The 25,100-nt window shown below is 62.4% G+C and carries 21 protein-coding genes and 1 pseudogene; 13 read left to right on the top strand and 9 right to left on the bottom strand.

Annotated features, from left to right (window positions below; genetic code table 11):
* Positions 1 to 34: 34 nt before the first annotated feature.
* On the bottom strand, positions 35 to 1,612 hold the full coding sequence (locus QA640_RS15175; protein WP_283041411.1) for a hypothetical protein: 1,578 nt from the start codon (positions 1,610 to 1,612) through the stop codon (positions 35 to 37).
* A gap of 291 nt (positions 1,613 to 1,903) precedes the next feature.
* On the bottom strand, positions 1,904 to 4,657 hold the full coding sequence (locus tag QA640_RS15170; protein ID WP_283041410.1) for an NF038122 family metalloprotease: 2,754 nt from the start codon (positions 4,655 to 4,657) through the stop codon (positions 1,904 to 1,906).
* A gap of 715 nt (positions 4,658 to 5,372) precedes the next feature.
* Between QA640_RS15170 and QA640_RS15165 the strand changes: the two genes are divergently transcribed.
* Positions 5,373 to 6,566, top strand: a complete 1,194-nt coding sequence (locus QA640_RS15165) for a CoA transferase (protein WP_283041409.1) — start codon at positions 5,373 to 5,375, stop codon at positions 6,564 to 6,566.
* A 108-nt stretch (positions 6,567 to 6,674) separates the two neighbouring features.
* Here QA640_RS15165 and QA640_RS15160 read toward each other — a convergent pair whose 3' ends face one another.
* From QA640_RS15160 to QA640_RS15140, 5 genes are all read right to left on the bottom strand, one after another.
* A complete protein-coding gene (locus tag QA640_RS15160; RefSeq protein ID WP_283041408.1) occupies positions 6,675 to 8,186 on the bottom strand; it encodes a tripartite tricarboxylate transporter permease in 1,512 nt (503 codons plus the stop codon).
* An 11-nt stretch (positions 8,187 to 8,197) separates the two neighbouring features.
* The gene (locus QA640_RS15155) at positions 8,198 to 8,740 is read right to left on the bottom strand and encodes a tripartite tricarboxylate transporter TctB family protein (protein ID WP_283041407.1); all 543 of its coding nucleotides are present in this window, start codon (positions 8,738 to 8,740) and stop codon (positions 8,198 to 8,200) included.
* Positions 8,741 to 8,904: 164 nt separating this feature from the next.
* Positions 8,905 to 9,879: a tripartite tricarboxylate transporter substrate-binding protein gene (locus tag QA640_RS15150; protein WP_283042803.1), complete on the bottom strand. Its 975-nt coding sequence runs from the start codon at positions 9,877 to 9,879 to the stop codon at positions 8,905 to 8,907.
* Positions 9,880 to 10,023: 144 nt separating this feature from the next.
* A complete protein-coding gene (locus tag QA640_RS15145) occupies positions 10,024 to 10,821 on the bottom strand; it encodes an enoyl-CoA hydratase/isomerase family protein (RefSeq protein WP_283041406.1) in 798 nt (265 codons plus the stop codon).
* Between the two features lie 32 nt (positions 10,822 to 10,853).
* Positions 10,854 to 12,053, bottom strand: coding sequence for an aminotransferase class V-fold PLP-dependent enzyme (locus QA640_RS15140; RefSeq protein ID WP_283041405.1), 1,200 nt, complete (start codon positions 12,051 to 12,053; stop codon positions 10,854 to 10,856).
* Between the two features lie 181 nt (positions 12,054 to 12,234).
* Here QA640_RS15140 and QA640_RS15135 point away from each other — a divergent pair, with 181 nt between their 5' ends.
* From QA640_RS15135 to QA640_RS15125, 3 genes are all read left to right on the top strand, one after another.
* Positions 12,235 to 15,267, top strand: coding sequence for an FAD-binding and (Fe-S)-binding domain-containing protein (locus QA640_RS15135; RefSeq protein ID WP_283041404.1), 3,033 nt, complete (start codon positions 12,235 to 12,237; stop codon positions 15,265 to 15,267).
* Positions 15,260 to 15,688 carry a heme-binding protein gene (locus QA640_RS15130; RefSeq protein ID WP_283041403.1) on the top strand — a complete coding sequence of 143 codons (429 nt, stop codon included), beginning with the start codon at positions 15,260 to 15,262 and terminating at the stop codon, positions 15,686 to 15,688. The genes QA640_RS15135 and QA640_RS15130 overlap by 8 nt, the downstream gene beginning before the upstream one ends.
* Positions 15,689 to 15,816: 128 nt before the next feature.
* Entirely contained in the window at positions 15,817 to 17,091 is a 1,275-nt protein-coding gene (locus tag QA640_RS15125; RefSeq protein WP_283041364.1) for an IS256 family transposase, read from the top strand.
* A 596-nt stretch (positions 17,092 to 17,687) separates the two neighbouring features.
* Here the strand turns inward: QA640_RS15125 and QA640_RS15120 are convergent.
* Positions 17,688 to 17,906 carry a helix-turn-helix transcriptional regulator gene (locus QA640_RS15120; protein ID WP_271597979.1) on the bottom strand — a complete coding sequence of 73 codons (219 nt, stop codon included), beginning with the start codon at positions 17,904 to 17,906 and terminating at the stop codon, positions 17,688 to 17,690.
* Between the two features lie 443 nt (positions 17,907 to 18,349).
* Positions 18,350 to 18,544 (bottom strand): LysR family transcriptional regulator, encoded by a 195-nt coding sequence (locus tag QA640_RS48315; RefSeq protein WP_349253723.1) that lies wholly within the window; start codon positions 18,542 to 18,544, stop codon positions 18,350 to 18,352.
* 44 nt (positions 18,545 to 18,588) lie between these two features.
* Between QA640_RS48315 and QA640_RS15110 the strand changes: the two genes are divergently transcribed.
* The 9 genes and pseudogenes from QA640_RS15110 to QA640_RS15070 all read left to right on the top strand — a co-directional run bounded on the left by QA640_RS15110 (position 18,589) and on the right by QA640_RS15070 (position 25,032).
* Positions 18,589 to 19,257: an amino acid ABC transporter permease gene (locus QA640_RS15110; RefSeq protein ID WP_283041401.1), complete on the top strand. Its 669-nt coding sequence runs from the start codon at positions 18,589 to 18,591 to the stop codon at positions 19,255 to 19,257.
* Positions 19,258 to 19,283: 26 nt separating this feature from the next.
* Positions 19,284 to 19,937, top strand: a complete 654-nt coding sequence (locus tag QA640_RS15105; protein WP_283042802.1) for an amino acid ABC transporter permease — start codon at positions 19,284 to 19,286, stop codon at positions 19,935 to 19,937.
* Positions 19,938 to 20,033: 96 nt separating this feature from the next.
* Entirely contained in the window at positions 20,034 to 20,801 is a 768-nt protein-coding gene (locus tag QA640_RS15100; protein WP_283041400.1) for a transporter substrate-binding domain-containing protein, read from the top strand.
* Positions 20,802 to 20,813: 12 nt separating this feature from the next.
* Positions 20,814 to 21,569 (top strand): amino acid ABC transporter ATP-binding protein, encoded by a 756-nt coding sequence (locus QA640_RS15095; RefSeq protein ID WP_283041399.1) that lies wholly within the window; start codon positions 20,814 to 20,816, stop codon positions 21,567 to 21,569.
* A 24-nt stretch (positions 21,570 to 21,593) separates the two neighbouring features.
* Positions 21,594 to 22,034 carry a type II 3-dehydroquinate dehydratase gene (locus QA640_RS15090; RefSeq protein WP_283041398.1) on the top strand — a complete coding sequence of 147 codons (441 nt, stop codon included), beginning with the start codon at positions 21,594 to 21,596 and terminating at the stop codon, positions 22,032 to 22,034.
* Positions 22,035 to 22,321: 287 nt separating this feature from the next.
* Positions 22,322 to 22,715: pseudogene (locus QA640_RS15085) on the top strand (NAD(P)-binding domain-containing protein); the annotation flags it as partial.
* 54 nt (positions 22,716 to 22,769) lie between these two features.
* Entirely contained in the window at positions 22,770 to 22,919 is a 150-nt protein-coding gene (locus QA640_RS15080) for a hypothetical protein (RefSeq protein WP_283041397.1), read from the top strand.
* A 56-nt stretch (positions 22,920 to 22,975) separates the two neighbouring features.
* Complete coding sequence (locus tag QA640_RS15075) at positions 22,976 to 23,575, top strand: hypothetical protein (protein WP_283041396.1); 600 nt, start codon at positions 22,976 to 22,978, stop codon at positions 23,573 to 23,575.
* Between the two features lie 149 nt (positions 23,576 to 23,724).
* Positions 23,725 to 25,032 carry an IS701 family transposase gene (locus QA640_RS15070; protein WP_283041395.1) on the top strand — a complete coding sequence of 436 codons (1,308 nt, stop codon included), beginning with the start codon at positions 23,725 to 23,727 and terminating at the stop codon, positions 25,030 to 25,032.
* Positions 25,033 to 25,100: the final 68 nt, after the last annotated feature.

Here is a 25,100-nt window from a genome sequence, read left to right as displayed (position 1 = left end):
GGGAAAGCCGCTTCGCACTTTTCCGGACCATGCTTTAGGCCGGAACTAGCACCCTCGCGCGATCGCGCACGTGCTTGCTCAGCAGCGGGCTTGCCAGAATGCCGACCACGACCAGCCACAGCGCGCATTCGCCGAGAAAATGCGCAAGGCCGCCGCCCGCAAGACGCGATGTGACGATGGCGCCGATGCCCCATCCCGACAGAACGATCGCCATGGCGACCATGACGAGAAAGGCGGTGTGCCGCAGCGGATGGCGCAGGGTCTGGGCCATGATCGGAAGCGCAAGCAGGCCGAACTGAACAAGGAGGTCGCTCGCGATCACGGCTAGAGCAGCACCGAGTGGTCCAAAGCCGGGGATCAACACAAACGACAGCACCAGGAAGACGACCAGTTGCAGCCCCTTGGTCCGCACCAGGAGATCGCCACGGTTGCTGTGATTGGCAAACACGAGCGCAAACAGCGACGGTGCAACCGCAGCCGAGCCGAGCAACAGGGTGATCGTGAGCGGTGCGTCATAGGGAATGCTGCCACGCGTCCAGAGTGCGAAGAAGTCGGGCCAGAACGGCAGCAGGCCCGCAACGACCAGACACGCCATAACGGTGACGAATGCCGAGCCATGGGCATAGAGCCGGCGCAGCCGCTCCCTGTCACCGATCGCGTAATCATGGCCGAGCTCGGCACCGAGCGGGAGGGCGACTTGGATGCAGAGACCGCGTACAAGGCTCGCGATCACGCGTGTCAGGCCCCATTGCGCGACCGCCACCCGATCTGTGACGAGGGCACTCACTAGCAGCACCGGCAAATTGACGAGCGCTAGCTCCGTGACGTTGGCAACCGCAAAAGGAAAGGCGCGGCCGAATTGCCCGGCGCACCAGCGCAAGGATCCGGACCAGGCGCGACGGATCCGGTCCCGGCGCAGAAACGGAAACAGACGCGGCGCATCGCGGGCGACCAAAAAGACCGCAAACAGGATCTGCATCGCGACGAAGGCGATCGCGACCGCGAGCAGGCTGCCGAACAGAGCGATCGCGACGAGCTGGGCGATCTGGGCCAGGAGCAGAGCTGCGTTTTGCAGCCAGACGGTGCGACTGTATCGGCCGCGCACGCGATAGAGGCCGGAGACCAGATTGGCAGGCAGAGTCAGGAGCATGCCGAGAGTCGTCACGAGCAGCGCAGCATCGAAGCTCTCGGTCGCATGGAAGCCGAGAACCGCCGAGGGCGGCGCGACATAGGCGCCGAGGAGCAGGAGAACGCCGAGCGCCGCGACCGCGAGGACATAGACCCGCAGCATGCGCGCATAGAAGCTCGCCGTCCGTCCGTCGCAGTCGACACAGGACTTGAAGGCGAGAAACCGGTTGATGGCACGCAGCTGCAATCCGACATCGGCCATGACGACAAGGCTCCCGGCCGCGTAAATGGCAAGCCAGGCCGCGAGCACGTCACTGCTCCAGAAATGCAGGAACGCCGGAATGAGCAGCAATTGCTGGGTCAGGCCCAACACCATCTGAACGAGATTTGCAGACCAGCCGTGGACAAGGCGACGCAGGCGGCCGCGGCCTGCCCCTGCAGCCTCTCCTGTGTTGCCTGCCACATCACCTTGCGCGTCGGTCAAACCCAGAACCTTCCTGGCCAAAGAGCCGTTGATCCTGGGACGACAAGCTCAAAGACCATCCGCCGCGGGCGCCGCGGAAGCACCAAGCCGGCAAACTAGTTCCGATGTCCTGTGCCTTCAACCCCGATCAAATCAAAACGGGAAATTATGAGGCCCCTTTGCGCGGCCGGATTCCTGCTCCTCGCCAGCAACGCTTCGGTGGCCATTGCGTCGACTTCCAACAACCGGAGGCCGCCAGCTCCACCAGGCGGGCCGGATGGCGCAGAGGACGCAGCCGCCGTGTTGGCCGAACTATCGGATCAGGAAATGGTCAGCCAATAGATGAGCTAAGAGAACATTGATCTGCGTCGCCGGAGATGTTTGAGATGCCGGTGCCGTAGCAACGCCGGTTGCTCCATCGCCGTTGAGATCCTGATGGAAGCTCGGCTCGAGCGACTCCAGCGCGTAGCTTGCGCCCGACACGACCCCACCGGTCGCATTACCAACCACATTGCCGCTGCTGTCGGTATTCCAAACCGTGTACTGATCGGCCGTCAACGAGTGCAGTGCCGCCTCATAGCCACGGCCCGTCTGCTCAGCGCCGATAACCGCCCAGCCACCCAGGGCCGCTGCCGAGACGGGACTTCCGCCGTATTTCAATTCCGGTCCGGTGCCACCCGAAACAGGATTGAAGAAGAAGTTGTCGCCAAGCTTCACGAGGCTCGTCGAGCCGAACGACTCGATGACCGTGCTTGACGCACCGGTTTGGCCATCGCCATTGAGATCCTGGTGGAAACCGGGTTCGAGCGACTCGAGCGCGTAGCTCGTACCCGACACGACCCCACCGGTCGCATTGCCGACCACATTGCCGCTGCTGTCGGTACTCCAGACCGTGTATTGGTCGCCAGTCGACGAATGCAGTGCCACCTCATAGCCGCTGCCGGTCTGTTCCGCGCCGATAACCGACCAGCCACCCAGCGCCGCCGCCGAAACCGGACTTCCGCCGTACTTCAATTCCGGCCCGGTGCCACCCGAAACGGGATTGAGGAAGAAGTTGTCGCCAAGCTCCGTCAGGCTCGTCGAGCCAAACGACTCGATCACCGTGCTTCGGGCACCGGTTTGGCCATCGCCGTTGAGATCCTGATGAAAACTCGGTTCGAGCGACTCCAGCGCGTAACTCGCGCCCGACACCACCCCACCCGTCGCATTGCCAACCACATTGCCGCTGCTGTCGGTATTCCAGACCGTGTATTGGCCGCCAGTCGGCGAATGCAGCGCCACCTCATAGCCGCTGCCGGTCTGCTCGGCGCCGATAACTGTCCAGCCACCCAGGCCTGAGACAGTGACGGGCGAGCCGCCATACTTCAATTCTGGTCCGGTCCCCCCGGCAACGGGATCGAGGTAATAGTTGTTGCCAATCTGCACCACACTCGTCGAGCCAAGCGACTCGAGCACCGTGCTGACGACACCGATTTGGCCATCGCCATTGAGATCCTGGTGGAAACTCGTCTCGAGCGACTCCAGCGCGTAGCTTGCGCCCGACACGACTCCACCGGTCGCATTGCCGACCACATTGCCGCTGCTGTCGGTATTCCAGACCGTGTATTGGTCGCCAGTCGGCGAATGCAGTGCCACTTCATAGCCACTGCCGGTCTGCTCCGCGCCAATAATTGCCCAACCACCTAGGCCCGTTGCCGAGACGGGGCTGCCGCCGTATTTCAGTTCAGGGCCAGTGCCGCCCGAAACAGGATTGAGGAGGTAGTTGCTGCCCGCCTGCACCAGTTTCGTAGAACCAACAGACTCGATCACAGTTGTGATGACGCCGATCGTGCCATCGCCATTCAGGTCCTGGTGGAAGCTAGCCTCGAAAGACTCCAACGCATAACTCGATCCCGAGACGGCCCCCCCGGTCGCGTTGGAGTAGCCGTTGCCAGTGCTGTCGGCATACCAGACCGTATACTGATTGCCAGTGGACGAATGCAGCGCCACGTCATAGCCGCTGCCGGTCTGCTCCGCGCCGATAACTGTCCAGCCACCCAGGCCGGAGACAGTGACGGGCGAGCCGCCATACTTCAATTCTGGCCCGGTCCCCCCGGCAACGGGATCGAGGTAATAGTAGTTTCCGATCTGCACCACACTGGTCGAGCCAAACGACTCGATCACGATCGGATTGCTGATGGCGAGGTGAAATCCGAGAGCATCCAGCTGCTTCAGATCGACGGATGTCAGCCCTTGAGTGGTGCTGCCGGTGTAGTACTCGTTGAAGGGATCGTTCGGCCCCTGCACGCCGCTGTTCAGGAAGTCGCTCGGGTCGGAGTTCTGGCCGTAATCCGCGATCTTGGTTGCGCCATTGTCGAGCGAGAAATACGCCGCCGGCGCGGTGGCGCCGCCCTGGAAAAGGCGGACGTTTTGGCTTGTGAAACGGAAGAAATCAAACACGTCGGGCGCCGAGCCATAGGGCACGCGGCCCATCGCGTGGGTCAGTTCATGCAGCGCCACGCCGACCAGCAGGTTGGGGTCGATGTCAGTGGAAAAATACGCGCTGGCATCATCGGTCGTGGTATCGCTGGCCCCGAGCACACCCCACAGCTTCAGCTGCGCATTCCAGACCGCGACGCTCGACTGTCCCTGGATCGTCGAGCCGGCCGGCAGGCTGTTGAACGTGGTATCGCCGGCGCTCGCATTATTGATCAACTCCGAGTGGACCCAGGAGTAATTCTCATAGTACCCGGAATCCGGGCCGGCGGCAGCGCCGCCCCCGGTCCCGCTGTAGTCGATCTTGATATTGACGGTGATCTTGTCGGTGATGTTCGCGGCGAGTATCGCGACCGCCTGTTGCAGACCGTTCTTGAAGCTCGCCGGCGCGGCCTGCGCGGCCGCATCGAGGATCAGGTTGATCGTGATGCCGCCCGAGGTGACCGAAATGACCGAGCCGGGTGTGGCAGTGCCGCCGGAGGAACCTCCCGAGGTCGCGGGGATATAGCTCCCTTGGATGCTGTTACCGACGACAGTGTAAAAGGGATCATCGGAGAGCAGATCTTGGTCCGGGGTAGAGTTTGATCTCATCGCCTGTCTCGACTTCGAACGCTTACACCTTCAGTTCCAGCATTGCTCCACTCCGACGCAAAAGCGAAGGGTGAAACGAATCGGGGCGCTTGCACCGGCAGTACCATGCTTTCAGGCCCAAACGATCGACCCATCTGGGTTAATTTGCCGTTTCTCGGCGGCTCTACCGACGTCCGATCCTTCCCCGCAAATGTCGTCACAACGATCATCGCTGGTCAATCCTGATCGCCCGGATCGACCGGAGCATGATCTTCATCAAGCCGAGGGCCGCAGGAATTCACGCGGCGTTCACTATATCTCTGATCCCCTGCATTCGGCTCCGGCTGGAATGGTCCACGTGACACTCACGGCTAAGAAGAGAGCTCAAAGACCATCCGCCTCGCCGCCCTTCGGCGTCGAGCGGGCACGAATGGCACGAAAGAGGTGTCGCGCATAGCCGGGGCGGTCCAGGTTTCCCCCTTGTTCCCGGAGGGACGGCAGCCGCTGGACGGAACTCAACGACCAGCCTGCCCGCGATTCACCCTGGCGCAGCGCGGATCACTTTGACGAGCGGCAGCGGGGCCTCGGTCGCCTTCGGAGGCGGCGGCGCCGGAGCCTGCTCGGCTGGCGAGCTTTTTCGATGGGTTCGAGAAACCGTGGTCTGCATCGAGCAGCCTTGCTGGATGTTCCTTCAGCTTTATTGTGCACCGAGATCATCCTCTTGGAGCCCTTCCATATGCCCTTCCCGCATGCCTCACAGGCCCTGTCGCGCTTCACCGTGCTCGATCTGACCCGCGTCCGGTCCGGTCCCACTTGCGTGCGACAGCTCGCGGACTGGGGCGCCAACGTCATCAAGATCGACGCCCTCATGGAGGATGCCGGTGGCGAGCAACCGGGTGGACCGCGGCACGGGGCGGACTTCCAGAACTTGCACCGCAACAAGCGGGCGATGACGCTCAATCTGAAGGACCCGAGGGGTCTCGAGGTGTTCAAGCGCCTCGCCGCCAAGGCCGACGTCGTGGTCGAGAATTTCCGCCCCGACGTGAAGAAGAAGCTCGGCATCGACTATGAGAGCCTGCGCGCGATCAACCCGCGCCTGGTTTATGGCAGCATCTCCGGCTTCGGCCAGGACGGCCCCTACCACAAGCGGCCGGGCTTCGATCAGATCGCGCAGGGCATGGGCGGGCTGATGTCGATCACGGGGGCGCCGGGCGGCGGTCCGATGCGGGTGGGTATTCCCGTCGCCGATCTCACCGCCGGGCTGTTCTGTGCGATCGGCATTCTCACCGCGCTGCTCGAGCGCGACGTCTCCGGCGAGGGCCAGTGGGTGCAGACCTCGCTGTTGCAGGCGCAGATCTTCATGCTCGACTTCCAGGCCGCGCGCTGGCTGATGGAGAAGGAAGTCGCCAAGCAGGCCGGCAACAATCATCCGACCAGCATTCCGACCGGCGTGTTCAAAACCTCCGACGGCTACATCAACATCGCCACCACCGGCGGGCGGATCTGGGAGCGCTGCGCTCAGGCAGTCGGCGCGCCCGAGCTCCTCGCCAATCCGGACTACGCGACCGCGCCCGCGCGCTCGAAGAACCGCGATGCGCTCAACGCCGAGATCGAGCAGCGCACGGTGGCGAAATCGACCGAGACCTGGGTCAGGGAGCTCAACGAGGCCGGCGTGCCCTGCGGGCCGATCTATGCGATCGACCAGATGTTCGACGATGCGCAGGTCAGGCATCTCGGCATCGCGCAGGACGTGCCGAACGCGGAGAACCGCCACATCCGCCTGGTCGGCCAGCCCGTCACGCTGTCGCGCACGCCGAGCACGATGGTGGCAAGGCCGCCTGAATTCGGCGAGCAGACTGACGAGGTGCTCGAAGAGTTCGGCTTTGATGTGGCCGAGATCACAGCGCTGAAGGAGGCCAAAGTCGTATGACCTCAACCAGCGTCGCAACTTATAGTTAACACTGAATAAACAGCACCAGGGCTTTGATTTGTAATCGCATTCGAGCGGCAACCGAGAACCCGCCCGAGCCATTTTAAATCATGTCTCAGCCGGCCGCCGCAATCGTCCGACGCCGCTGAATAGCTTGTCGATCAGCGGCCAGAACAGCAGCAGGATTGCCAGCGTCGTGATCGAGCCGACCAGCCCATTCGACCAGAACACCCTGAGGTCGCCACTGGCGCCGATCATCGACAGGCGGAAGGCGTCCTCGGCGCGATTGCCGAGCACGAGCGCCAGCGTGAAGGGCGCCAGCGGAATGCCGATCTTCTTGAAGACGTAGCCGACGACGCCGAAACCCAGCATGAGCCAGATGTCGAACATCGCGTTCTGGATGGCATAAGCGCCGATCGCGCAGGACACCACGATCATCGGCGCGACCGCGGCGAACGGCACGCGCAGAATCGAGGCGAAGACCGGCACAGTGGTCAGCACCAGCATAAGGCCGACGATATTGCCGAGATACATCGAGGCGATCAGGCCCCAGACGAAGTCCTTGTGCTCGACGAACAACAGCGGCCCCGGATTGAGCCCCCACACCATCAACCCGCCAAGCAGGATCGCCGCCGTACCCGAACCGGGAATGCCAAGCGCGAGCATCGGCAGCAGCGCCGAGGTGCCAGAGGCGTGCGCGGCCGTTTCCGGCGCGAACACGCCCTCGATGCGCCCTTTGCCAAAGCTTTGGGGATCCCTGGCGAAGCGTTTTGCGAGATTGTAGCCCATGAAGGAAGCTGCGATGGCGCCACCCGGCGTGATGCCGAGCCAGCAGCCGATGAAGGAGGAGCGCAGCAGCGTCACCCAGTATTTCGGCAGATCCTTCCATACCGACAGGACGACGCGTAGCGAGATGCTCGCGGCGTGCCCCCGCAGCGCCAGCCGCTCCTCCATCGTCAGCAGGATCTCGCTGATACCGAAGAGCCCGATGACGGCAACGAGGAAGTTGATGCCTCGGAGCAGTTCGGCGGAGCCGAACGTCATGCGCAATTGGCCGGACACGGTATCCATGCCGATACCGGCGAGCAAAAGGCCGAGCGACATTGAGATGACGGTCTTGTGCTTGGCCTCGCGGCCGAGACCGACGAAGGAGCAGAAGGTCAGGAGGTACACCGCAAAGAACTCGGGTGGGCCGAATTTGAGCGCAAATGAGGAGATCAGCGGTGCGAGGAAGGTAATCAGCAACACCGCAACCAGCGAGCCGATGAAGGAGGAGGTAAACGCCGCAGTGAGTGCTTCCGCCGCCCTGCCCTGCTGCGCCATCGGGTAGCCGTCGAAGGTAGTCGCCACCGACCAGGCTTCGCCGGGGATGTTGAACAGGATCGAGGTGATGGCGCCGCCGAACAGCGCGCCCCAATAGATGCAGGACAACATCACGATGGCCGAGGTCGGATCCATCGTGAAGGTCAGCGGCAGCAGGATCGCGACGCCGTTGGGGCCGCCGAGCCCCGGCAACACGCCGACGAAGATGCCGAGCACGAGCCCGACCATCATCAGGACCAGCGTCTTCCAGGTAAGCAGGACGGCAAAGCCGTGGACAAGGAGACCGAACGCTTCCATCGCGGGCCGCCCTAGAAGCCGAAGGCCGCTTCGAGCGGTCCCTTCGGCATGATGACGTCGAAGGCGATGTCGAAGGTGACGAACATGATCGCCGTGAACAGGAAAGCGGTGAGCAGCGCCTTCCACAGCGCAATCTTGCCGATCAGCCGCATGAAGCCCGCGATCAGGAGGAAGCTCGCGACATAGAGCCCGAGGAACTGCGTCACCAGACAGAACAGAAGCGTCGGTGCAAACACCGCCATCACGCGGCGGGCCTGCGCGCGGGTAACGAAGGGCTCGCTGCCGGTGCGCCCGGCAAGCAGCGCCGCGACGAGGCCATAGAGACTTCCACCGGCGAGGATGACGCACAGATAGAACGGGAAGTAACCGGGCTCGGGCCCGGTCGTATCCCAGGAAATGCCGGTGCGCCAGTTGTCGTAGCCGAGCGTGATGGCGAGCAGCAGCAGCACGAGCGAGACGATGATCTCGATCGTTCGCGAACTGACGACGCTCGGCGAGTCATCTTCAGGCGCGGTCGGATCGTCGACGACGATTTCGATATCGGTTTGAGGCATGAGCTGTTAGGGACGGAATGCTGCCAGTTCTCCCTCTCCCCGCTTGCGGGAAAGAGGGTTGGGGTGAAGGGAAGTCTCCACGCGAACGGTAAGAATTGGACTCGCTGAGAGAGCCCCTCACCCCGCCCCTCTCCCCGTAAGAACGGGGAGAGGGCGAAGAGAGCCTACTTCGCAACGAAACCTGCTTCCATCATCAGCGACTTGTTCAGCGCGTCGTCCTCCTCGAGGAACTGCACCATGTCCTTGCCGGTGAGGAAGATCGGCTTGAGCGCCTGCTTCTCCATGTAATCCCTGTACTCCGGGGTCTGCGTCACCTTCTGGAAGAGGTCGGCGTAGAACGCCTGCTGCTCCGCCGTGACCTTGCCGGGCAGGAACATCGCGCGCAGCATCAGGTACTGGATATCCAGCCCCTCCTCCTTGCATGTCGGGATGTCGTGCCAGGACTGCGTCTCCGTCACCTTGGTGGTGTAGGAGATACGCTCCTTGTCGAACACGCAGAGCGCCCGCACCTGGCCTGCGCGCCAGACTTCGAGATTTTCGCTTGGGTTGTTGACGTTGGATTCGGTGTGGTTACCGACGAGCTGCGTCGCGGCCTCGCCGCCCGATTTGTAGGGCAGATAGGAGAATTTCGCGCCGGTCTTCTGCTCTAGGAAGACGGTCAGGACGTGATCCTCACGTTTGGAGCCGGTGCCGCCCATCTTGAACGGGGGGCTTGCGGCCTTGGCTGCCTCGATGAAATCCTTCACCGATTTCGGTCCCGCCGCGTTGTCCCACAGCACGAACTGGTCGAGCGCGATCACCGAGACCGGCGTCAGCTCGCGCCAGTTGAACGGGATCTTGGCCGACAGCGGCAGCATGTAAATCAGCGAGTAGGCGATCAGCACCTTGTTCGGATCGCCCTCGCTGGACTTCATGTACATCAGCGCTTCGGCCCCGGAGGCACCGCCCTTGAGCGACACCACCATCGGCTGCTTCAACAGATTGTTCTTCTGGATCGCGGCCTGCATCATGCGCGCCATCTGGTCGGAGGCGCCGCCTGCACCGGCTGCGACCACGATCTCGACAGGCTTGGTCGGCTCCCAGCCGGCCAAGGCCGGCGCGCTCATCAACATGGCCGCCGCAGCGCCGACGGCCTTCATTGGAATACGCACGAGTTTCGTCCCCTGGTTTTTATTGGCTTTGTGATGCCGGGAAATCTATCGGCGCATTGTGCGGAGGAATGCCGACGAGTTCAAGCGATCGGGCATTCTGCTGCATATGACTTTCGGCTGACGGAAGGCGTCCTACCTACCCTTCCACTTCGGCGCGCGCTTGTTGAGGAAGGCATCCATGCCTTCACGAAAATCTTCGCTCATATAGGCTTTGAGGATCAAATCCTCACCTTCTTCACGCGACAGCGTGCGGCGAATGCGGCGCACCGCCTCCTTGGTGGCTTCCAGCGTGAGCGGCGCGTGGCTCGCGACGAGCTTGGCAGTCTCGTCGGCGCGGCGCTGGAGCGTCTCGACGTCAGGCACAACCTCGCTGAGCAGGCCGAGCGCGAGCGCCTCCGGCGCCTCGACGAGGCGCGCCTTGAAGATCAGGTCCTTGGTACGGGCAGGTCCCACCAGCGAGACGACGCGGCTGATGTTCGACATCGACAGGCAGTTCCCGAGCGTGCGCGCGATCGGAAAGCCGATGCGGGTGGATTCGGTGCCGATGCGGATATCGCAACAGGCCGCAATCCCCGCGCCGCCGCCGGTGCAGGCGCCCGCGATCGCCGCGATGACGGGGACGCGGCACTGCTCGAGCGTGCCGAGCACGCGATCGATCCGCGCTTCGTAGTCGAGCGCATCCTGCGCGGTCTTGAAGGCGCGGAACTGCGAGATGTCGGTACCCGAGGCGAACGCCTTGTCGCCGGCGCCGGTCAGGATCAGTGCCTTGATCGAACGATCGGCATTGATGGCCTGGCAGATCTCCGCCATGCGCTCATACATGGCGAAGGTGAGCGCGTTGCGCGCTCGCGGACGGTTGAAGGTGATGCGCGCAATGCCGTCCGTGACGGAATAGAGCAGGTCTTCACTGGCAGTCACTGGGGCGTTCATCGCGCTCTCTTTCTTCGCTCACTCGAGTTAGTTCAGGCGACTTGAGCCTTGGTCATCGCCACGACGTCGCGTCCCTTGAGGACGTCCATGGCTGCCAGCACTCCGCCGCTCCGATGCGGAACCTTGGCAAGATCCAGGCCCATCTCGACGCCGGACAGTGTGCCCATCAGCATCAGATCGTTGAAATGGCCGATATGGCCGATGCGGAACACCTTGCCCTTGACCTTGTTCAGCCCGGTGCCGAGCGACATATCGAAATTCTCCAGCACCACCTTGCGGAAACTGTCGGCGTCATGACCCTCGGGCATGCGCACGCCAGTGAGCGCCGGCGAGTGCGCACTGGGATCGGCGCACTGCGTCTCCAGGCCCCAGACCTTGATCGCCGCGCGCGTCGCGGCGCTATGGCGCTTGTGGCGGGTCCAGACGTTCTCGAGCCCCTCCTCTTCCAGCATCTTGACCGCCTCGCGCAGGCCGAAGAGAAGGTTGGTCGCGGGCGTATAAGGGAAGGTGCCGGCCTTGTTGAAGGCGATGACCTCCTGCCAGTCCCAGTAGGAGCGCATGCCTTGGTTGGCCTTGGCGACGGCAAGCGCCTTCTCCGAGACGGCGTTGAAGCCGAGGCCCGGCGGCAGCATCAGGCCCTTCTGGGAGCCTGCGACCGAGACGTCGATGCCCCAGGCGTCGTGCTCATATTCCATCGAGCCGAGACCCGAGATGGTATCGACCATCAGCAACGCCGGATGCTTCGCGCAGTCGAGGATCTTGCGCACCTCCGAGGGCGGCGTCACGCAGCCCGTCGAGGTCTCGTTGTGCACGACACAGACCGCCTTGATCTTGTGCTGCTTGTCGGCGGACAGGCGCTGTTCGATCTCGGCGAGATCGGCGCCATGGCGCCAGTCGCCCGGGATGAAGTCGACATCGAGCTTGAACTTGTCGGCGATGCCGCGCCACAGCACCGCGAACTGGCCGGTCTCGCACATCAAAACCTTGTCGCCGGGCGAGAGAACATTGACCATCGCCGCTTCCCAAGCGCCGGTTCCGGAGGAAGGATAGATGATCACGGGCTGCCTGGTGCGGAAAACCCGCTGCATCGCGGCCAAAACGGCAAAACCGATCTCGGCGAACTCCGGACCGCGGTGGTCCAGCGTCGGCATGTCCATCGCCCGCAGGACCCGGTCGGGCACGTTGGTCGGTCCTGGAATCTGGAGAAAATGCCTTCCAGTATGCACGGTCATCGGCGTCCTTCCCGGTCCCTAGAGTCTGCCTTGGAGGTCTCGGCGAACCGCTCGCATATCACTATTCGCCGGGCTTGTCCCTCGCTTAAGGAGGCCCGTCAATGCGCAACAAGCAGGGCTCGGCTTGCCAAGCCGGCGGACCCTAGGCAAGACGTCACCGGCGAAAAAACGAGAGCGGATCATGGCGGCTGACGTGGCCGAAAAATCGAGAAAATCGGCGCAAAAGAGTGGCCTGGCTGCGCGTCTGGCCCGTGAAATCACGGGCGACGTCCTGTTCGATGCGTTCAGCCGCGGCCGCTACGCGACCGATGCCTCGTTCTATCAGATCATGCCCCTGGGCGTGGTTGTGCCGCGCAGCATGGACGAGGCGCTGCGGGCGCTGGCCGTTGCCCGTGACGAGGGCCTGAAGGTCACCCCACGCGGCGGCGGGACCTCGCAATGCGGCCAGACCATCAATGACGGCCTCGTCATCGACGTCTCGAAACACCTGAACCGCATCCTCTCGCTCGATGTCGAGAACCGCATTTGTGTGGTCGAGCCCGGCATCGTGCTCGACGATCTCAATCGCCAGCTCAAAAAGCACGGCCTGTGGTTCCCGGTCGATGTCTCCACCGCGTCGCGCGCCACCATCGGCGGCATGGCCGGCAACAATTCCTGCGGCGGACGCTCGCTACGCTACGGCACCATGCGCGACAACACACTGTCGATGGAAGCCACGCTCGCCGACGGCACACCGGCGCGCTTCGGCGAGGTGCCGCGCGATCTTTCCGACGTCAATGCAGACGCTACGACGCTGGCGCTGTTCCGCGACATGCTCGATCTCGGCGCGCGCGAGGCCGACGAGATCGCGGACAGGTTTCCGAAGGTGCAGCGCCGCGTCGGCGGCTACAATCTCGATGCGCTGACCCCGCGCAACGCGCCGAACAACATGGCGCATCTTTTGGTCGGCTCCGAAGGTACCCTCGCCTTCACGACCAAGGCCGAGCTGAAGCTGTGGCCGGTGATCCGCAACAAGGCCCTCGGCGTCTGCCATTTCGGCAGCTTCTACGAGGCGATGGATGCGGCCCAGCATCTGGTCAAGCTCAAGCCGATCGCGGTCGAGCTCGTCGACCGCACCATGATTGCGCTCGGCCGCGACATCGCGATGTTTCGCCCCATTATCGGCGCCGCCATCAAGGACGACCCGGATGCTGTGCTGGTCGTCGAGTTCGCTGAAGAGGACCAGGCGACAAATTTGCAGCGCCTGAAGCAGCTCACCGAGCTGATGGGCGATCTCGGCTTCGGCTGGACCAACGACAAGCGCAAATGGGGTGGCGTGGTTGACATCACCGAGCCCGCCTTGCAAAGCGGCATCGCCGATTTTCGCGCCGCCGGCCTCAACGTCATGATGTCGATGAAGCAGGAGGGCAAGCCGGTCTCCTTCGTCGAGGACTGCGCGGTGCCGCTGCCGCACCTCGCCGACTACACCGCGCGCCTCAACGAAGTCTTCGCCAGGCACGGCACCAGCGGCACGATGTATGCGCACGCCTCCGAAGGCTGCCTGCATGTGCGACCGGTCCTTAACCTGAAACTGGACAAGCACGTGAAAGCGATGCGCGCCATCGCGGAAGAGGCCTTCGCCATGGTGCGCGAGTACAAGGGCTCGCATTCCGGCGAGCATGGCGACGGCATCGTGCGCTCGGAGTTTCACGCCACGATGTTCGGCGAGCGTCTCGTCGCAGATTTCAGGGAAGTGAAGCAGCGATTCGATCCCGGGAACGTGCTCAATCCCGGCAAGATCGTCGATGCGCCCAGGATGGACGACCGCTCGCTGTTCCGCTACCGGCCGGACTATCGCGTCGCTGAGCTGAAAACGAAGCTCGACTGGTCTGCCTGGCCCGGTGCGGGCGGCGGCTTCCAAGGCGCGGTCGAGATGTGCAACAACAACGGCGCCTGCCGCAAGCTCGAGGGCGGCGTGATGTGCCCGTCCTATCGCGCGACGGGCAACGAGAAGGACGTCACCCGCGGCCGCGCCAACACGCTGCGGCTCGCGATCTCCGGCCAGCTGGGCCCCGATGCGCTGTCCTCCGATGAGATGATGGAGACGCTGAAGCTCTGTATCTCCTGCAAGGCGTGCCGCCACGAATGCCCGACCGGCGTCGACATGGCCAAGATGAAGATCGAGGTGCTGGCGGCGCGCGTCGCGTCTCACGGTTTGGCGCTGCGCGACCGGCTGGTCGGCTATCTGCCGCGCTATGCGGGTATCGCCTCGCGCTTCGCGCCGCTTGCGAACCTGCGCAACCGCAGCGTTCTGCTGCGAAATCTGTTCGAGCGTTTTGCGGGCATCAGCGCGCGCCGCGCCTTGCCTGCCTTCCGCAGCGATGTGTTTGCGCCGCCTGCGGAAGCAGTCGGACCCGTGGATGGGCGCGAGGTCGTGCTGTTCGCCGATACGTTCAATCGGATCTATGAGCGGGAAAACCTCGACGCCGCTCTGCAGGTGCTCGTCGCAGGCGGCTATCGCGTGCATCTGCCAAAGCCCGTCAGCGGCACCCGGCCGCCTTGCTGCGGCCGCACCTTCCTGTCTGCAGGTCTCGTCGACGAAGCGAAGGCCGAGCTCGACCGTCTCGTCGCAAGCTTCGCGCCATTTGCCGCGCGAGGCGTGCCGATCATCGGCCTCGAGCCGAGCTGCCTCTTGACGCTGCGCGACGAGCTGTTGTCCTTGCGCAAGGACGACGACGCCAAGACGGTCAGCGCCCACTCCCTCACCTTCGAGGAGTTTCTGGTGCGCGAGGCGGAAGCAGGACGCCTGCAGCTGCCGCTCGGCGCGATCGCCGAGAAGGCGCTCGTGCACGGCCATTGCCACCAAAAATCCTTCGGCGCCTTCAAGCCGGTCGAGCAGGTGCTGCGCCTCGTCCCCGGCCTGAAGGTCGAGACCATCGAGTCGAGCTGCTGCGGCATGGCCGGAGCCTTCGGCTATGGCTCGGACACTTACGATGCCTCGATCGAGATGGCCGAGCTGTCGCTGCTGCCGGCCGTGCGCCGTGCGGACCAGGCAACGCTCGTGGTCGCCGACGGCACCTCGTGCCGGCATCAGATCCATGACGGAATGCAACGCGATGCCCTGCATGTCGCGCGCGTGCTCGCCATTAGCCTCGATCGCGTCAAGACAGATGCCAGGGCACATTCCAAAACAAATCCAACGACCTCATCACACAAGGATATTCCAAATGGCTGAACTCACCCTCGACTCCGCCCGCAAGATCCTCGACGCCGCCTTCGCCAAGGCCGCCGGACTGAAGCTGAAGCCGCTGGCCGTCACCATCCTGGATGCGCGCGGCGTCCTCAAGCTCGGGGCGGCGCAGGACGGCACCAGCCTGATGCGCGCGGAGATCGCCCACGGCAAGGCCTATGGCGCGCTCGCCATGGGCATGGGATCGCGCGCCCTGTTCCAGCGCGCCCAGGAACAGGCTTATTTCATCAACGCAGTGAACACCATCGCCAAGGGCGCGCTGGTCCCGGTCCCTGGCGGCGTGCTGATCCAGGACGGCGCTACGCTACTCGGCGCGGTCGGCGTCTCCGGTGATACCTCGGACAATGACGAAGCCTGCGCCGTCGCCGGCATCCAGGCCGCCGGGCTGAAAGCGAACGCGGGATAATGTTCGTCAACGACGCAAACGAGGCAGGCGGGGATGTCCCGGGTTCTGTTGAATTTCTGAAGAGGTCGGCGTTGCCCACCTTGAGCCGGTAGGCTCGGGGTGCTGATTCCACAAAGGAGAGCAACGCCATGACGAGAGATATCACACCGGCTGGTTGGCCGGCGACCGGGGCTGTGGACGAAGCGTTTGCAGAAGTGCGGGCGAGCTTCGATCGGTTCTGCCTTGCGGCAGGGATCGAGGCGCTCGGCACGATGATGGAGGCGGATGTCACGGCGGCCTGCGGGCCGCGCCACGGTCGCGACGCGGCGCGGCGGGCGCACCGTTGGGGCCGAACGCGGGGACGGATCGGCTTCCACGGCGGCAAGATCGAGGTCGAGCGCCCGCGGGTCCGGGGCGTGGACGGCCGCGAGGTCACGATCCCGAGCTGGGAAACGGCGGCGGAGGAGGACTGGCTCGGTCGCTGGGCGATGAACCTGATGCTGATCAATGTGTCGACGCGCCGGTTCGGCCGCGCTGTCCGGCTGCCCGAGGGTGACGTGCCGGCACCGCCCGGATCGGGGGTTTCGAAGTCGGCGGCCTCGCGGAGGTTCGTAGCGCTGTCGGCGGCGCGGCTGGCCGACTTCATGGCTGCCGATCTGTCCGCGCTCGACCTTCTGGTGGTCCAAATCGACGGGCTGCATCTCGGCGACGATCTCGTGCTGGTCGCCGCGATCGGAGTTGACGGCGAAGGCAACAAGCATCCGCTGGCTCTGGTGGAAGGGGCGACCGAGAACGCCGCAACGGTTCAGGCCCTGCTGGACAACCTGGTCTCGCGCGGGCTCGACCCGACGGTGCCAAGACTGTTCATCGCCGACGGCGCGAAGGCGTTGTCGAAGGCGATCCGCCGCACCTTCGGTTCGGCCGCTGCGATCCAGCGCTGCCAGATCCACAAGGCGCGCAACATCATGGAACGCCTGCCGAAAGAGCATCATGCGGCCACCCGTCGGGTGCTGCGCCAGGCCTGGGAGCTCGATGACGCCGACAAGGCTGAAAAATTGATCCGCAATCTCGCGCGTCGACTCGACCAGCAATGGCCCGGCGTAGCGGCCAGCATCCTCGAAGGCCTCGACGAAATCCTGACTGTCGTCCGGTTGAAGCTGCCGAAGGAGCTTCGTCGATCGCTCGCTTGTACCAACATCGCCGAGAACATGATGGGCACCATTCGCCGCGTCACGCGCAACATCAAACGCTGGCGGGATGCCGGCATGGCCTTGCGATGGGTCGCGGCCGGCATGATCGAGGCCAACAAGGGCTTCCGACGATTGAAGGCGCATAAGCAATTGTCGGTTTTGCGTGCGGCCCTTCAAGCTCGCCACAATCGCATGACGATCAACCCCGTTGCCCACGTCACGAGGGCCGCGTAACATTCATTCCGGCAACGTCGGCCCGACGTAGTTCAACAGCGATCGGGACATCCCCAGGCAGGCAGTGTAAATGCAGACATTGTCGCGTTCATGTTCGAAAATGACACTTCCTCCGCCGGGCTAACTGAAGCTGAGATATCGCTCAACCTCGGGGGTTCGAGTCACTGGAGCGCTACCGCTTTTCCCCACACCAACCAAACCTACGATTTCTCATCCAATCCTTCGCATAAGAGCTTACTCGGAATCTTCTTCCTCCATTCACCCATTGACGACATTGGCGAATTGCCTCGGTTCAGATTGGGACTCCAAGGCAGGACCGGGAGATTGGACAGACAAGCGCGCGCCCAGGAGGTGACGGACTCACATTCAACAAGTCCGAATTATGCGCTGTCGAACCTGCATAGAACGCGCAAGATGAACTTGCTCTTCTTGAAACGGGAGATAGGCCGCAGCTGGTGCACATCGCCGACATCGGGCGATCGTTGCGTTCCTGGACAACGGCCACGCCTCAGGGATGACATGGTATGACGCCCTTCAGTCATCTCTCAGTCATGGCTCTCTTGACCGGATAATTCAGCCACTCGCCGAATTTGTCGTTAGCGCGTCAATCGAACTCCGGGGTGGTCGCCGTCGATGAATTCAACCCCTGCGGCCTCTAAAGCACGTCTGACCGCGGCCAAGTTATTTATTGAAGGGATCCTGCGGCCTTTTTCGAAGTCGCGAATAGTGCTCTCGCTCAAATTGGACCGAGCAGCCAATTCGGCCTGAGACCAGTCGAGCAGTCCACGGGCTGCCCGAGATTGATCGGGGGTCATCCAACCGCCATTTCATGAGACACGTTTTCCGTCTATCAGCCACGAAAAGCGTTGACATCCGCGATTTTAAACGGTAATCGTTTAATGCAGACGGTTTTCGTGTATTGGAGTTCAATTTGATGGGCGAGCATCTTGGGAGCATTTGCCCGAATTGTGATACGTCGTCAGACCCAGCTCTTTTGGTTCTTGAGAGGCGATTCATCGCCATAGCAGCAGAACTCGAACGCGAAGTTGGGGATCTTGAGTCTTCCGACGGCTACTCCACGATGGGGGATGAAGCACTACTAGCCTGCCTCGACCCTATCGAACGAGCGATCATGGAGACCCCGGCACACACGATAGCAGGCTTGGGCGTTAAGGCCCGCCATTTGGCCTATGTTGTATCGGAGTACTGGGAAGCCCCGATCGATCAAATCTCTTGGGAAGGACGAGCGGTACGTCTGCTAATCGAAACAGTCTGCAGTATCGCAAACGCGCCTTTGCGCATCGAATACGGTGACGCCGATCCTATGCTCAAACTGACGAATAGATCGGCTCGGGGATCGAGTGTCAGACAGCAACTCGGCGGCTTGCCGGATACTCCCATAATCGGCGGCTGCGATCGCGAACTGGAGCTGCTGCAGGTCATCACCAATCAATAGCAAGCGCCATGGGAGGCCCCAGGCGGATTACCGGAGGACGCGTGGCGTACGCCTTCGATTTCACTGCTGTCGTCGCGCATTGGCGCGAACTGCTGAGGGGCTGCCTGCTGACGCTGCAACTGTCGCTGCTTGCGATGCCGATCACGCTCGCGATCGCCATCGCAGCCGTGCTGGTGCTGCAGATGCGGGAGAACATCAGCACCTGGCTCATCGGAACATTCGTCGAGATCGTGCGCAACACACCGTTTCTAGTGCAGATCTTCTTTCTCTACTTCGGACTGCCCAGCATCGGCGTGCGGCTCGATCCAAATATCGCGGCGATCATCGCCCTTAGCCTGAACGGCGCCGCCTATACGATCGAGATCCTGCGCGCTGGCGTGGAGGCGGTGTCGCGCGGCCAGATCGAGGCGGGGCTCGCGCTCGGTCTCAGGCCGACGCAGATCTTCCGCTACGTCGTTCTCAAGCCGGCGCTGCGCACCGTGTATCCGGCGATGACCAGTCAGTTCATCTTTCTGATGCTGACATCGAGCATCGCCTCGTCCATCACAGCTACCGAGCTGACGCACGTCGGTGCGGAGCTCGAGGCCGTGACCTTCCGCAGCTTCGAGATCTACTTCGCGATCGCCGGGCTCTACCTGCTGATGTCCTTTGGGCTCTCCAAGTTGTTTGCGTTGATCGGGCGCGTCGGTTTTGCATATCCGGCACGGTGAGAGGCGCGCATGCGAGGCCAGCCATGATCACCTCACTTGGGCCCGCACAGTTTCATCTGCTGCTGGTCGGTACCCTGTGGACGCTGGCCTTGTCGACAGTCGGTTTCCTGTTTGGAGGGCTCGGTGGACTCGCCGTGGCGTTATGCCGGACGTGCGGTTTGAGGGCGCTGGAGCGGTTCGCCGCCGCCTTCATCGAGATATTCCGCGGCACGCCGCTGCTACTGCAATTGTTCATCGTCTACTACGGCATCGGGCTGCTCAACATCTCGGTGAGCCCCTGGATCGCGGTGTCGATTGCATTCATGCTTCACGCGAGCGCCGTTCTTGGCGAGATCTGGCGCGGATCGATCGAAGCGATCCCGCGCGGCCAGACCGAAGCCGCAAAGGCGCTCGGCATCCATTACTGGTCCCGGATGCGCTACATCATCCTGCCGCAAGCGCTTAAGATTTCGCTGCCGGCGACCATCGGCTTCCTGGTTCAGCTTATCAAGGGCACGTCGCTGGCGGCGATCATCGGTTTCACCGAGTTGTCCCGGACCGGAACGCTGCTCTCCAACATCACGTACCGGCCGCTGCTGATCTACGCGATCGTCGGCCTGATCTACTTCATCGTCTGCTGGCCGCTCTCGCGGCTGGGACAGGCGATGGAACGTCGCCTCTCGCCAGTGAGAAGCCAATAAACCCAAATGAACCAAGGAGGAAATGTGATACCGAAATATTTTCATCGTCGCGTGATGGTTTGTGCCTTAGCGCTCGTCGCGCTCGGATTGGGGGCCATGTCCCCCCAGCGAGCAGGCGCTCAGACGATCGCGGAAATCAAGCAGCGCGGCATAGTCAGGATCGGTGTGTTGTCGGAGTTGCCGCCGTGGGGCTTCCTCGATGCGTCGGGCAAGCCTGCGGGCTATGATGTGGAGGTCGGCGAGCTGCTCGCAAAGAAGATGGGCGTCAAGGCGGAGTTCGTCGGCACGACCGTCGCCGCGCGTATCGCGCAGGTCATGACCGGTAAGGTCGACATGCTGCTTGCGACCATGGGCATGTATCCGGAGCGCGCCAAGGTGGTGCAGTTCACCGAGCCTTATGCCGGCATGAAGATCATCCTGCTTGCCAAGAAGGGCCAGACGATCGAGAAGCTCGAAGACGCAGCCGCTCTTCGCATCGGTGTCGTGCGCGGCGGGGCGCAGGATATTGCAATTACCAACGGCCTGCCCAAGTCCGCCGACATTCGCCGCTTCGACGATGACTCGGCCGTCATCCAGGCCCTAATTACCGGGCAGGTACAGGCCGTCGGCGCAAACACCACCTACATGATCAACATCAACAAGATATTCCCCAACAATGAGTTCGAGCAGAAGCTGGTCTTGAACGAGCAGTGGATGGGTATTGCGACCAAACCCGGCCAGAAGGATCTGAACGTCTGGCTGAACACCCTGATCGACGAAATCCGGGCCAGCGGCGAACTGGCTGCGGTCAACAAAAAGTGGATCGACCAGCCGCTGCCCGAATTCCCGACCAAGATCGACGGCGTTCCCTTTACCGTGCAATAAGTAGGACGCTCCATGCCCGCCACCGTCGATTCCCAAACCGCCATCGTGATGGATGGCGTCAACAAGTACTTTGGCGGATTTCACGCGCTGAAGAACATCAACTTCAGAGTCGGCAACGGCGAGCGTATCGTGCTGTGCGGACCGTCCGGCTCCGGAAAGTCGACCCTCGTGCGTTGCATCAACCAGTTGGAGACCGTGCAGAGCGGCACGATCATCGTCGATGGCATCGATCTGACGGCCGGACGCAAGAACGTCGACGCGGTGCGAATGGAAGTCGGCATGGTGTTCCAGCAATTCAATCTCTTTCCGCACATGACCGTGCTCGAAAACTGCATGCTCGCGCCGTTGAAGGTCCGGGGCGTGTCCCGGGACGAAGCGCGGGCGACGGCGAAACGCCTGCTCGCTCGCGTCCAGATCGGCGAGCACGCGGAGAAGTACCCAGCTCAGTTGTCCGGCGGCCAGCAGCAGCGCGTGGCGATCGCCCGCGCGCTGTGCATGAACCCGAAAATCATGCTGTTCGACGAGCCGACTTCGGCGCTCGACCCGGAAATGGTCAAGGAGGTGCTCGATACAATGATCAGCCTCGCCGCCGGCGGCGTGACCATGGTCTGCGTCACCCACGAGATGGGCTTTGCACGGGCGGTGGCCGACCGAGTGGTCTTCATGGCCGACGGTGAAATCGTCGAAGAGGCGTCCCCCGAACAGTTCTTTTCGGCGCCCACACACAAGCGGACGCAGGCCTTTCTCGGCCAGATTCTCGTCCATTAGAAGTCGCCCAAATAAGGAAAAAACATGAAGAAAATCTTCATTCTGAACGGATCTAACCTCAACCTCCTGGGCCAGCGCGAGCCCGAGATCTACGGGCGAACCACGCTCGCCGAAATTCGCGAGCGTTGCATCGCCCGCGCCAAGCCGCTTGGCTACGAGATCGACTTCCGTCAGACCAATTTCGAGGGCGAACTGGTTGAGAGCATACATCAGGCGCGCCAAGAGGCCGCAGGTATCATCGTCAATCCGGCCGCCTACACCTTCACCTCGATCGCGCTGTTGGACGCGCTGAAGACCTTCGACGGTCCCAAGATTGAGCTGCATATCTCGAACGTTCATGCGCGCGAGAGCACCTACCACAACTCCCTGATCTCACGCACCGTGACCGGGATCCTGATTGGCTTTGGCGCGAACGGATACGAGCTCGCCATCGATGCCATGGGTCGATTCTTGGCCCCGGCTTGACCGACGGCCGTCTGACGTATTGCCGGAGCGAAGGCCGAGATGTCCTGCACGGCGACGCTGGTCGGCAACGGCATCGACACGGCGCGCTATTCATCAGTACCGACACCTGCTGACAAGGCGCTGCGCGCCCGACTGGCTCTGTGATCGAGACGGGCTCCATCGCGGACGCTGAGATGCCGTCGCTCTATCGCCGCTCGCCGAGATTGAAGCAACGGCAACGCGGTTCGAGGGCATACCCGGAGCGTCCGTTACCATCGTCTCATTTGAAGAATGACAAGGAACTGATCATGTCTGACCTCCACACTCACTATTCCGTCGTCGTGATCGGCGGCGGACAGGCCGGCCTCGCGATGAGCGCGCAGCTTAAACGGCATGGCATCCAACATGTCGTGCTGGAAAAGAACACCATCGCCCATTCCTGGAAAACGCAGCGCTGGGATGCCTTTTGCCTGGTAACACCAAACTGGCAGTGCCAGCTCCCGGGCTTTCCCTACGCCGGCAAGGATCCGCACGGCTTTATGCTGCGAGACGACATCGTGTCCTATATCGAGGACTTCGCGAGGCCACATCGGCGCGCCGGTTCGGGAAGGCGTCGCCGTCACGCGTCTTAAGCAGGCTGGGAGCGGCTTCACTATTGAGACGACTGCTGGCGAGATCACGACCGACCGCGTTGCGCTGGCCGTCGGCGGATATCACGCCCCGAATATCCCCGCGGAAAGGTGGTAAGTCCGCCTGATGAAAAAGTACCGACTGTTCGTCCTCACGTTCGAGGGCATCGTGATCCAGAATATCGCTCTGTTCTGCACCACCGAGGACGACGCAAAGCTGCCTGGGGCACCCACGAAGTGCGAATTGTGCACCGTCTCTCCACAGGCTTCCACATAGCCAGGGATGGTAGACTCGTTCCCCGCCCAATAGGCTTGCTTGGCGGGGACATTCCAATGACCAATTGGCAATCTGATCTCGATGCGTTCATCGCCGAAACGAAGGCGTTCGTTGAAAGGGTTGGCGCCAAGCGGCGCCTCGCCGACGAGTACGACGCCGCGCAAGAACGGGGAGAACTCCGTAGCAACGGCGAGCGCAGCTTTTCCAGTCCGGAAAAGGTAAGCGGCCCAGAGTTAGTGCCGCCAAAGGAACTGCACGAGGCCCGCATCACCCGCGACGCTGAGGCCGCCGAGCCTGGCATTGTCCAGCGCGCGCTCGATGAGAAGTTGGTACTCGGCGAAGAGCCGACCAAGGCCTCACGGCGGCAGATTGTTGCCGACCCGAACCGACCGCGCGAAGAAATCCTCCAGCGTGTCGCAAATTTCAGAGCGCACCAGGAGCGCTTTATGAGGGAGCGAGAGGATTTTGCGGCAGCGGAATTGAGAAGGATGTGGGGGCGCGCTAATATTTGGCTGCAGAAGGACCTTCAGGGCTTCGCCATGGGCTGCGCTGGTGCGTTATTTCCGCTCGTGGCTGCCCGGACTACCGCTTGCGCTCGCCAACCGGGTGCGCTGAGATGTTTCTGGTCTCGGGAGATCAGCCAATGCGCGTCTTAGCGATCGCTCTCGCACTGTTGCTCACCGGCTGCGAGGGCGACCGTATCAAGAATGGCAGCATGAACGAGCGCCAGGCGCAGCCACAAAGCACCGTGCTCACCTAACATTACAGTTGCGGTTTTTGTGGGCTTCTGAATCTATGGGCAACCATGATTCGAAGATCGTGGACGCGGGCAGCGTCGATTGAGGAGACGCTTGCGTTGTGGGCGGCGTCGCTTCGGGAGATCAAGAAGCGGATACGTCCGTTGTTCAGGCAAGAGCGTGGTGCGACGAATGCAGGTCTGTTCCTGGAAGGTCTGCTCGGAGATGAGCAACGCAAGATCGGTTGGATGCGCGCGGAGGCGGCTGGCGATCCCGGTCCATGGCGGCAGCAGGCGATCCTGGGTCGCATGGATTGGGATGCTGATGCTCTGCGCGATATCGTACGTGATTATGTCATCGAGCATTTGGCGGATGACGATGCGGTGCTCGTGATCGACGAGACTGGCTTTCTCAAGCAGGGCAAGGCGTCGTGCGGAGTGGCGCGGCAATACACAGGTTCGGCGGGCAAGATCACGAACTGCCAGATCGGCGTCTTCGCGGCCTACGTTTCGCGCCACGGTCATGCGTTCATCGATCGCGCGCTGTATCTGCCGAAGGAATGGACCGACGATCCAGATCACCTGGAAGCCGCATACGTGCCCCCCGATATCGGCTTTGCGACCAAACCCAAGCTTGCGGCAAACATGATCACGCGCGCCATTGCCACATCCGTCCCGTTCAACTGGGTCGCTGGTGATACCGTCTACGGTGTTGGCGACATCGAACAGCAACTCCGCCAGGCGGGCAAAGGCTACGTACTTGGCATCAAGAGCACTCATGTCTTCCGATCCTGGGGCAAGCCGCAGCCGATCGCCGGAACCGCCGAAGACATCGCTCGGACGCGGCCGGTGTCCGATTGGAAACGCCTGTCGGCGGGGGCCGGAACCAAAGGACCGCGGCTGCATGATTGGTGCTATCTCGAACTGGCCGATCTCGAGGCCGGAGAGTTCAACAGCGCCAATGAAGGTCTGTGGACGCGCGGTCTGCTGATCCGTCGTCATATTGCCGATGGCGATCTCGCCTTCTTCACCACATGGTGCCCAGCGGGAACATCCATCGCAACGCTGGTGGCGGTCGAAGGCCATCGCTGGGCGATCGAGGATAGCTTCGAGACCGCAAAAAACGAGTTCGGGCTCGATCACAACGAGACCCGGTCCTGGCATGGTTGGCATCGCCACGTTTCTCTGGTGATGCTCGCCTTCGCCATGATGGCGGCGATCCGCCATCGGGCCAACCCGCCGCCGCCAAAAAAAACAAAGCGAGACCGCGCCGTCACTAATCCGTTGGTCAATCCAGGAAATCCGCCGCATCGCCGTCAGGCTCGCGCGAAAGCGGATCCAACCCGCACATATCGTCGCATGGTCACTCTGGCGTAGAGCTCACCAGGCTGCGGCTCAGCGCGCGCACCTCAAAGCAAAAAAACAACTGTAATGCTAGGCCGTGC

This window comes from Bradyrhizobium sp. CB82 (assembly GCF_029714405.1).
Taxonomy (GTDB): domain Bacteria; phylum Pseudomonadota; class Alphaproteobacteria; order Rhizobiales; family Xanthobacteraceae; genus Bradyrhizobium.
This window is presented reverse-complemented; position numbering and strand designations above follow the sequence as displayed.

What these genes read in the sequence shown, in the direction of transcription:
- QA640_RS15170 (WP_283041410.1), bottom strand. Translation starts at nt 4,657, where the DNA reads ATGAGATCAAACTCTACCCCGGACCAAGATCTGCTCTCCGATGATCCC.
- QA640_RS15165 (WP_283041409.1), top strand. Translation starts at nt 5,373, where the DNA reads ATGCCCTTCCCGCATGCCTCACAGGCCCTGTCGCGCTTCACCGTGCTC.
- QA640_RS15160 (WP_283041408.1), bottom strand. Translation starts at nt 8,186, where the DNA reads ATGGAAGCGTTCGGTCTCCTTGTCCACGGCTTTGCCGTCCTGCTTACC.
- QA640_RS15155 (WP_283041407.1), bottom strand. Translation starts at nt 8,740, where the DNA reads ATGCCTCAAACCGATATCGAAATCGTCGTCGACGATCCGACCGCGCCT.
- QA640_RS15150 (WP_283042803.1), bottom strand. Translation starts at nt 9,879, where the DNA reads ATGAAGGCCGTCGGCGCTGCGGCGGCCATGTTGATGAGCGCGCCGGCC.
- QA640_RS15145 (WP_283041406.1), bottom strand. Translation starts at nt 10,821, where the DNA reads ATGAACGCCCCAGTGACTGCCAGTGAAGACCTGCTCTATTCCGTCACG.
- QA640_RS15140 (WP_283041405.1), bottom strand. Translation starts at nt 12,053, where the DNA reads ATGACCGTGCATACTGGAAGGCATTTTCTCCAGATTCCAGGACCGACC.
- QA640_RS15135 (WP_283041404.1), top strand. Translation starts at nt 12,235, where the DNA reads ATGGCGGCTGACGTGGCCGAAAAATCGAGAAAATCGGCGCAAAAGAGT.
- QA640_RS15130 (WP_283041403.1), top strand. Translation starts at nt 15,260, where the DNA reads ATGGCTGAACTCACCCTCGACTCCGCCCGCAAGATCCTCGACGCCGCC.
- QA640_RS15125 (WP_283041364.1), top strand. Translation starts at nt 15,817, where the DNA reads ATGACGAGAGATATCACACCGGCTGGTTGGCCGGCGACCGGGGCTGTG.
- QA640_RS15120 (WP_271597979.1), bottom strand. Translation starts at nt 17,906, where the DNA reads ATGACCCCCGATCAATCTCGGGCAGCCCGTGGACTGCTCGACTGGTCT.
- QA640_RS15100 (WP_283041400.1), top strand. Translation starts at nt 20,034, where the DNA reads ATGTCCCCCCAGCGAGCAGGCGCTCAGACGATCGCGGAAATCAAGCAG.
- QA640_RS15095 (WP_283041399.1), top strand. Translation starts at nt 20,814, where the DNA reads ATGCCCGCCACCGTCGATTCCCAAACCGCCATCGTGATGGATGGCGTC.
- QA640_RS15090 (WP_283041398.1), top strand. Translation starts at nt 21,594, where the DNA reads ATGAAGAAAATCTTCATTCTGAACGGATCTAACCTCAACCTCCTGGGC.
- QA640_RS15080 (WP_283041397.1), top strand. Translation starts at nt 22,770, where the DNA reads ATGAAAAAGTACCGACTGTTCGTCCTCACGTTCGAGGGCATCGTGATC.
- QA640_RS15075 (WP_283041396.1), top strand. Translation starts at nt 22,976, where the DNA reads ATGACCAATTGGCAATCTGATCTCGATGCGTTCATCGCCGAAACGAAG.
- QA640_RS15070 (WP_283041395.1), top strand. Translation starts at nt 23,725, where the DNA reads ATGATTCGAAGATCGTGGACGCGGGCAGCGTCGATTGAGGAGACGCTT.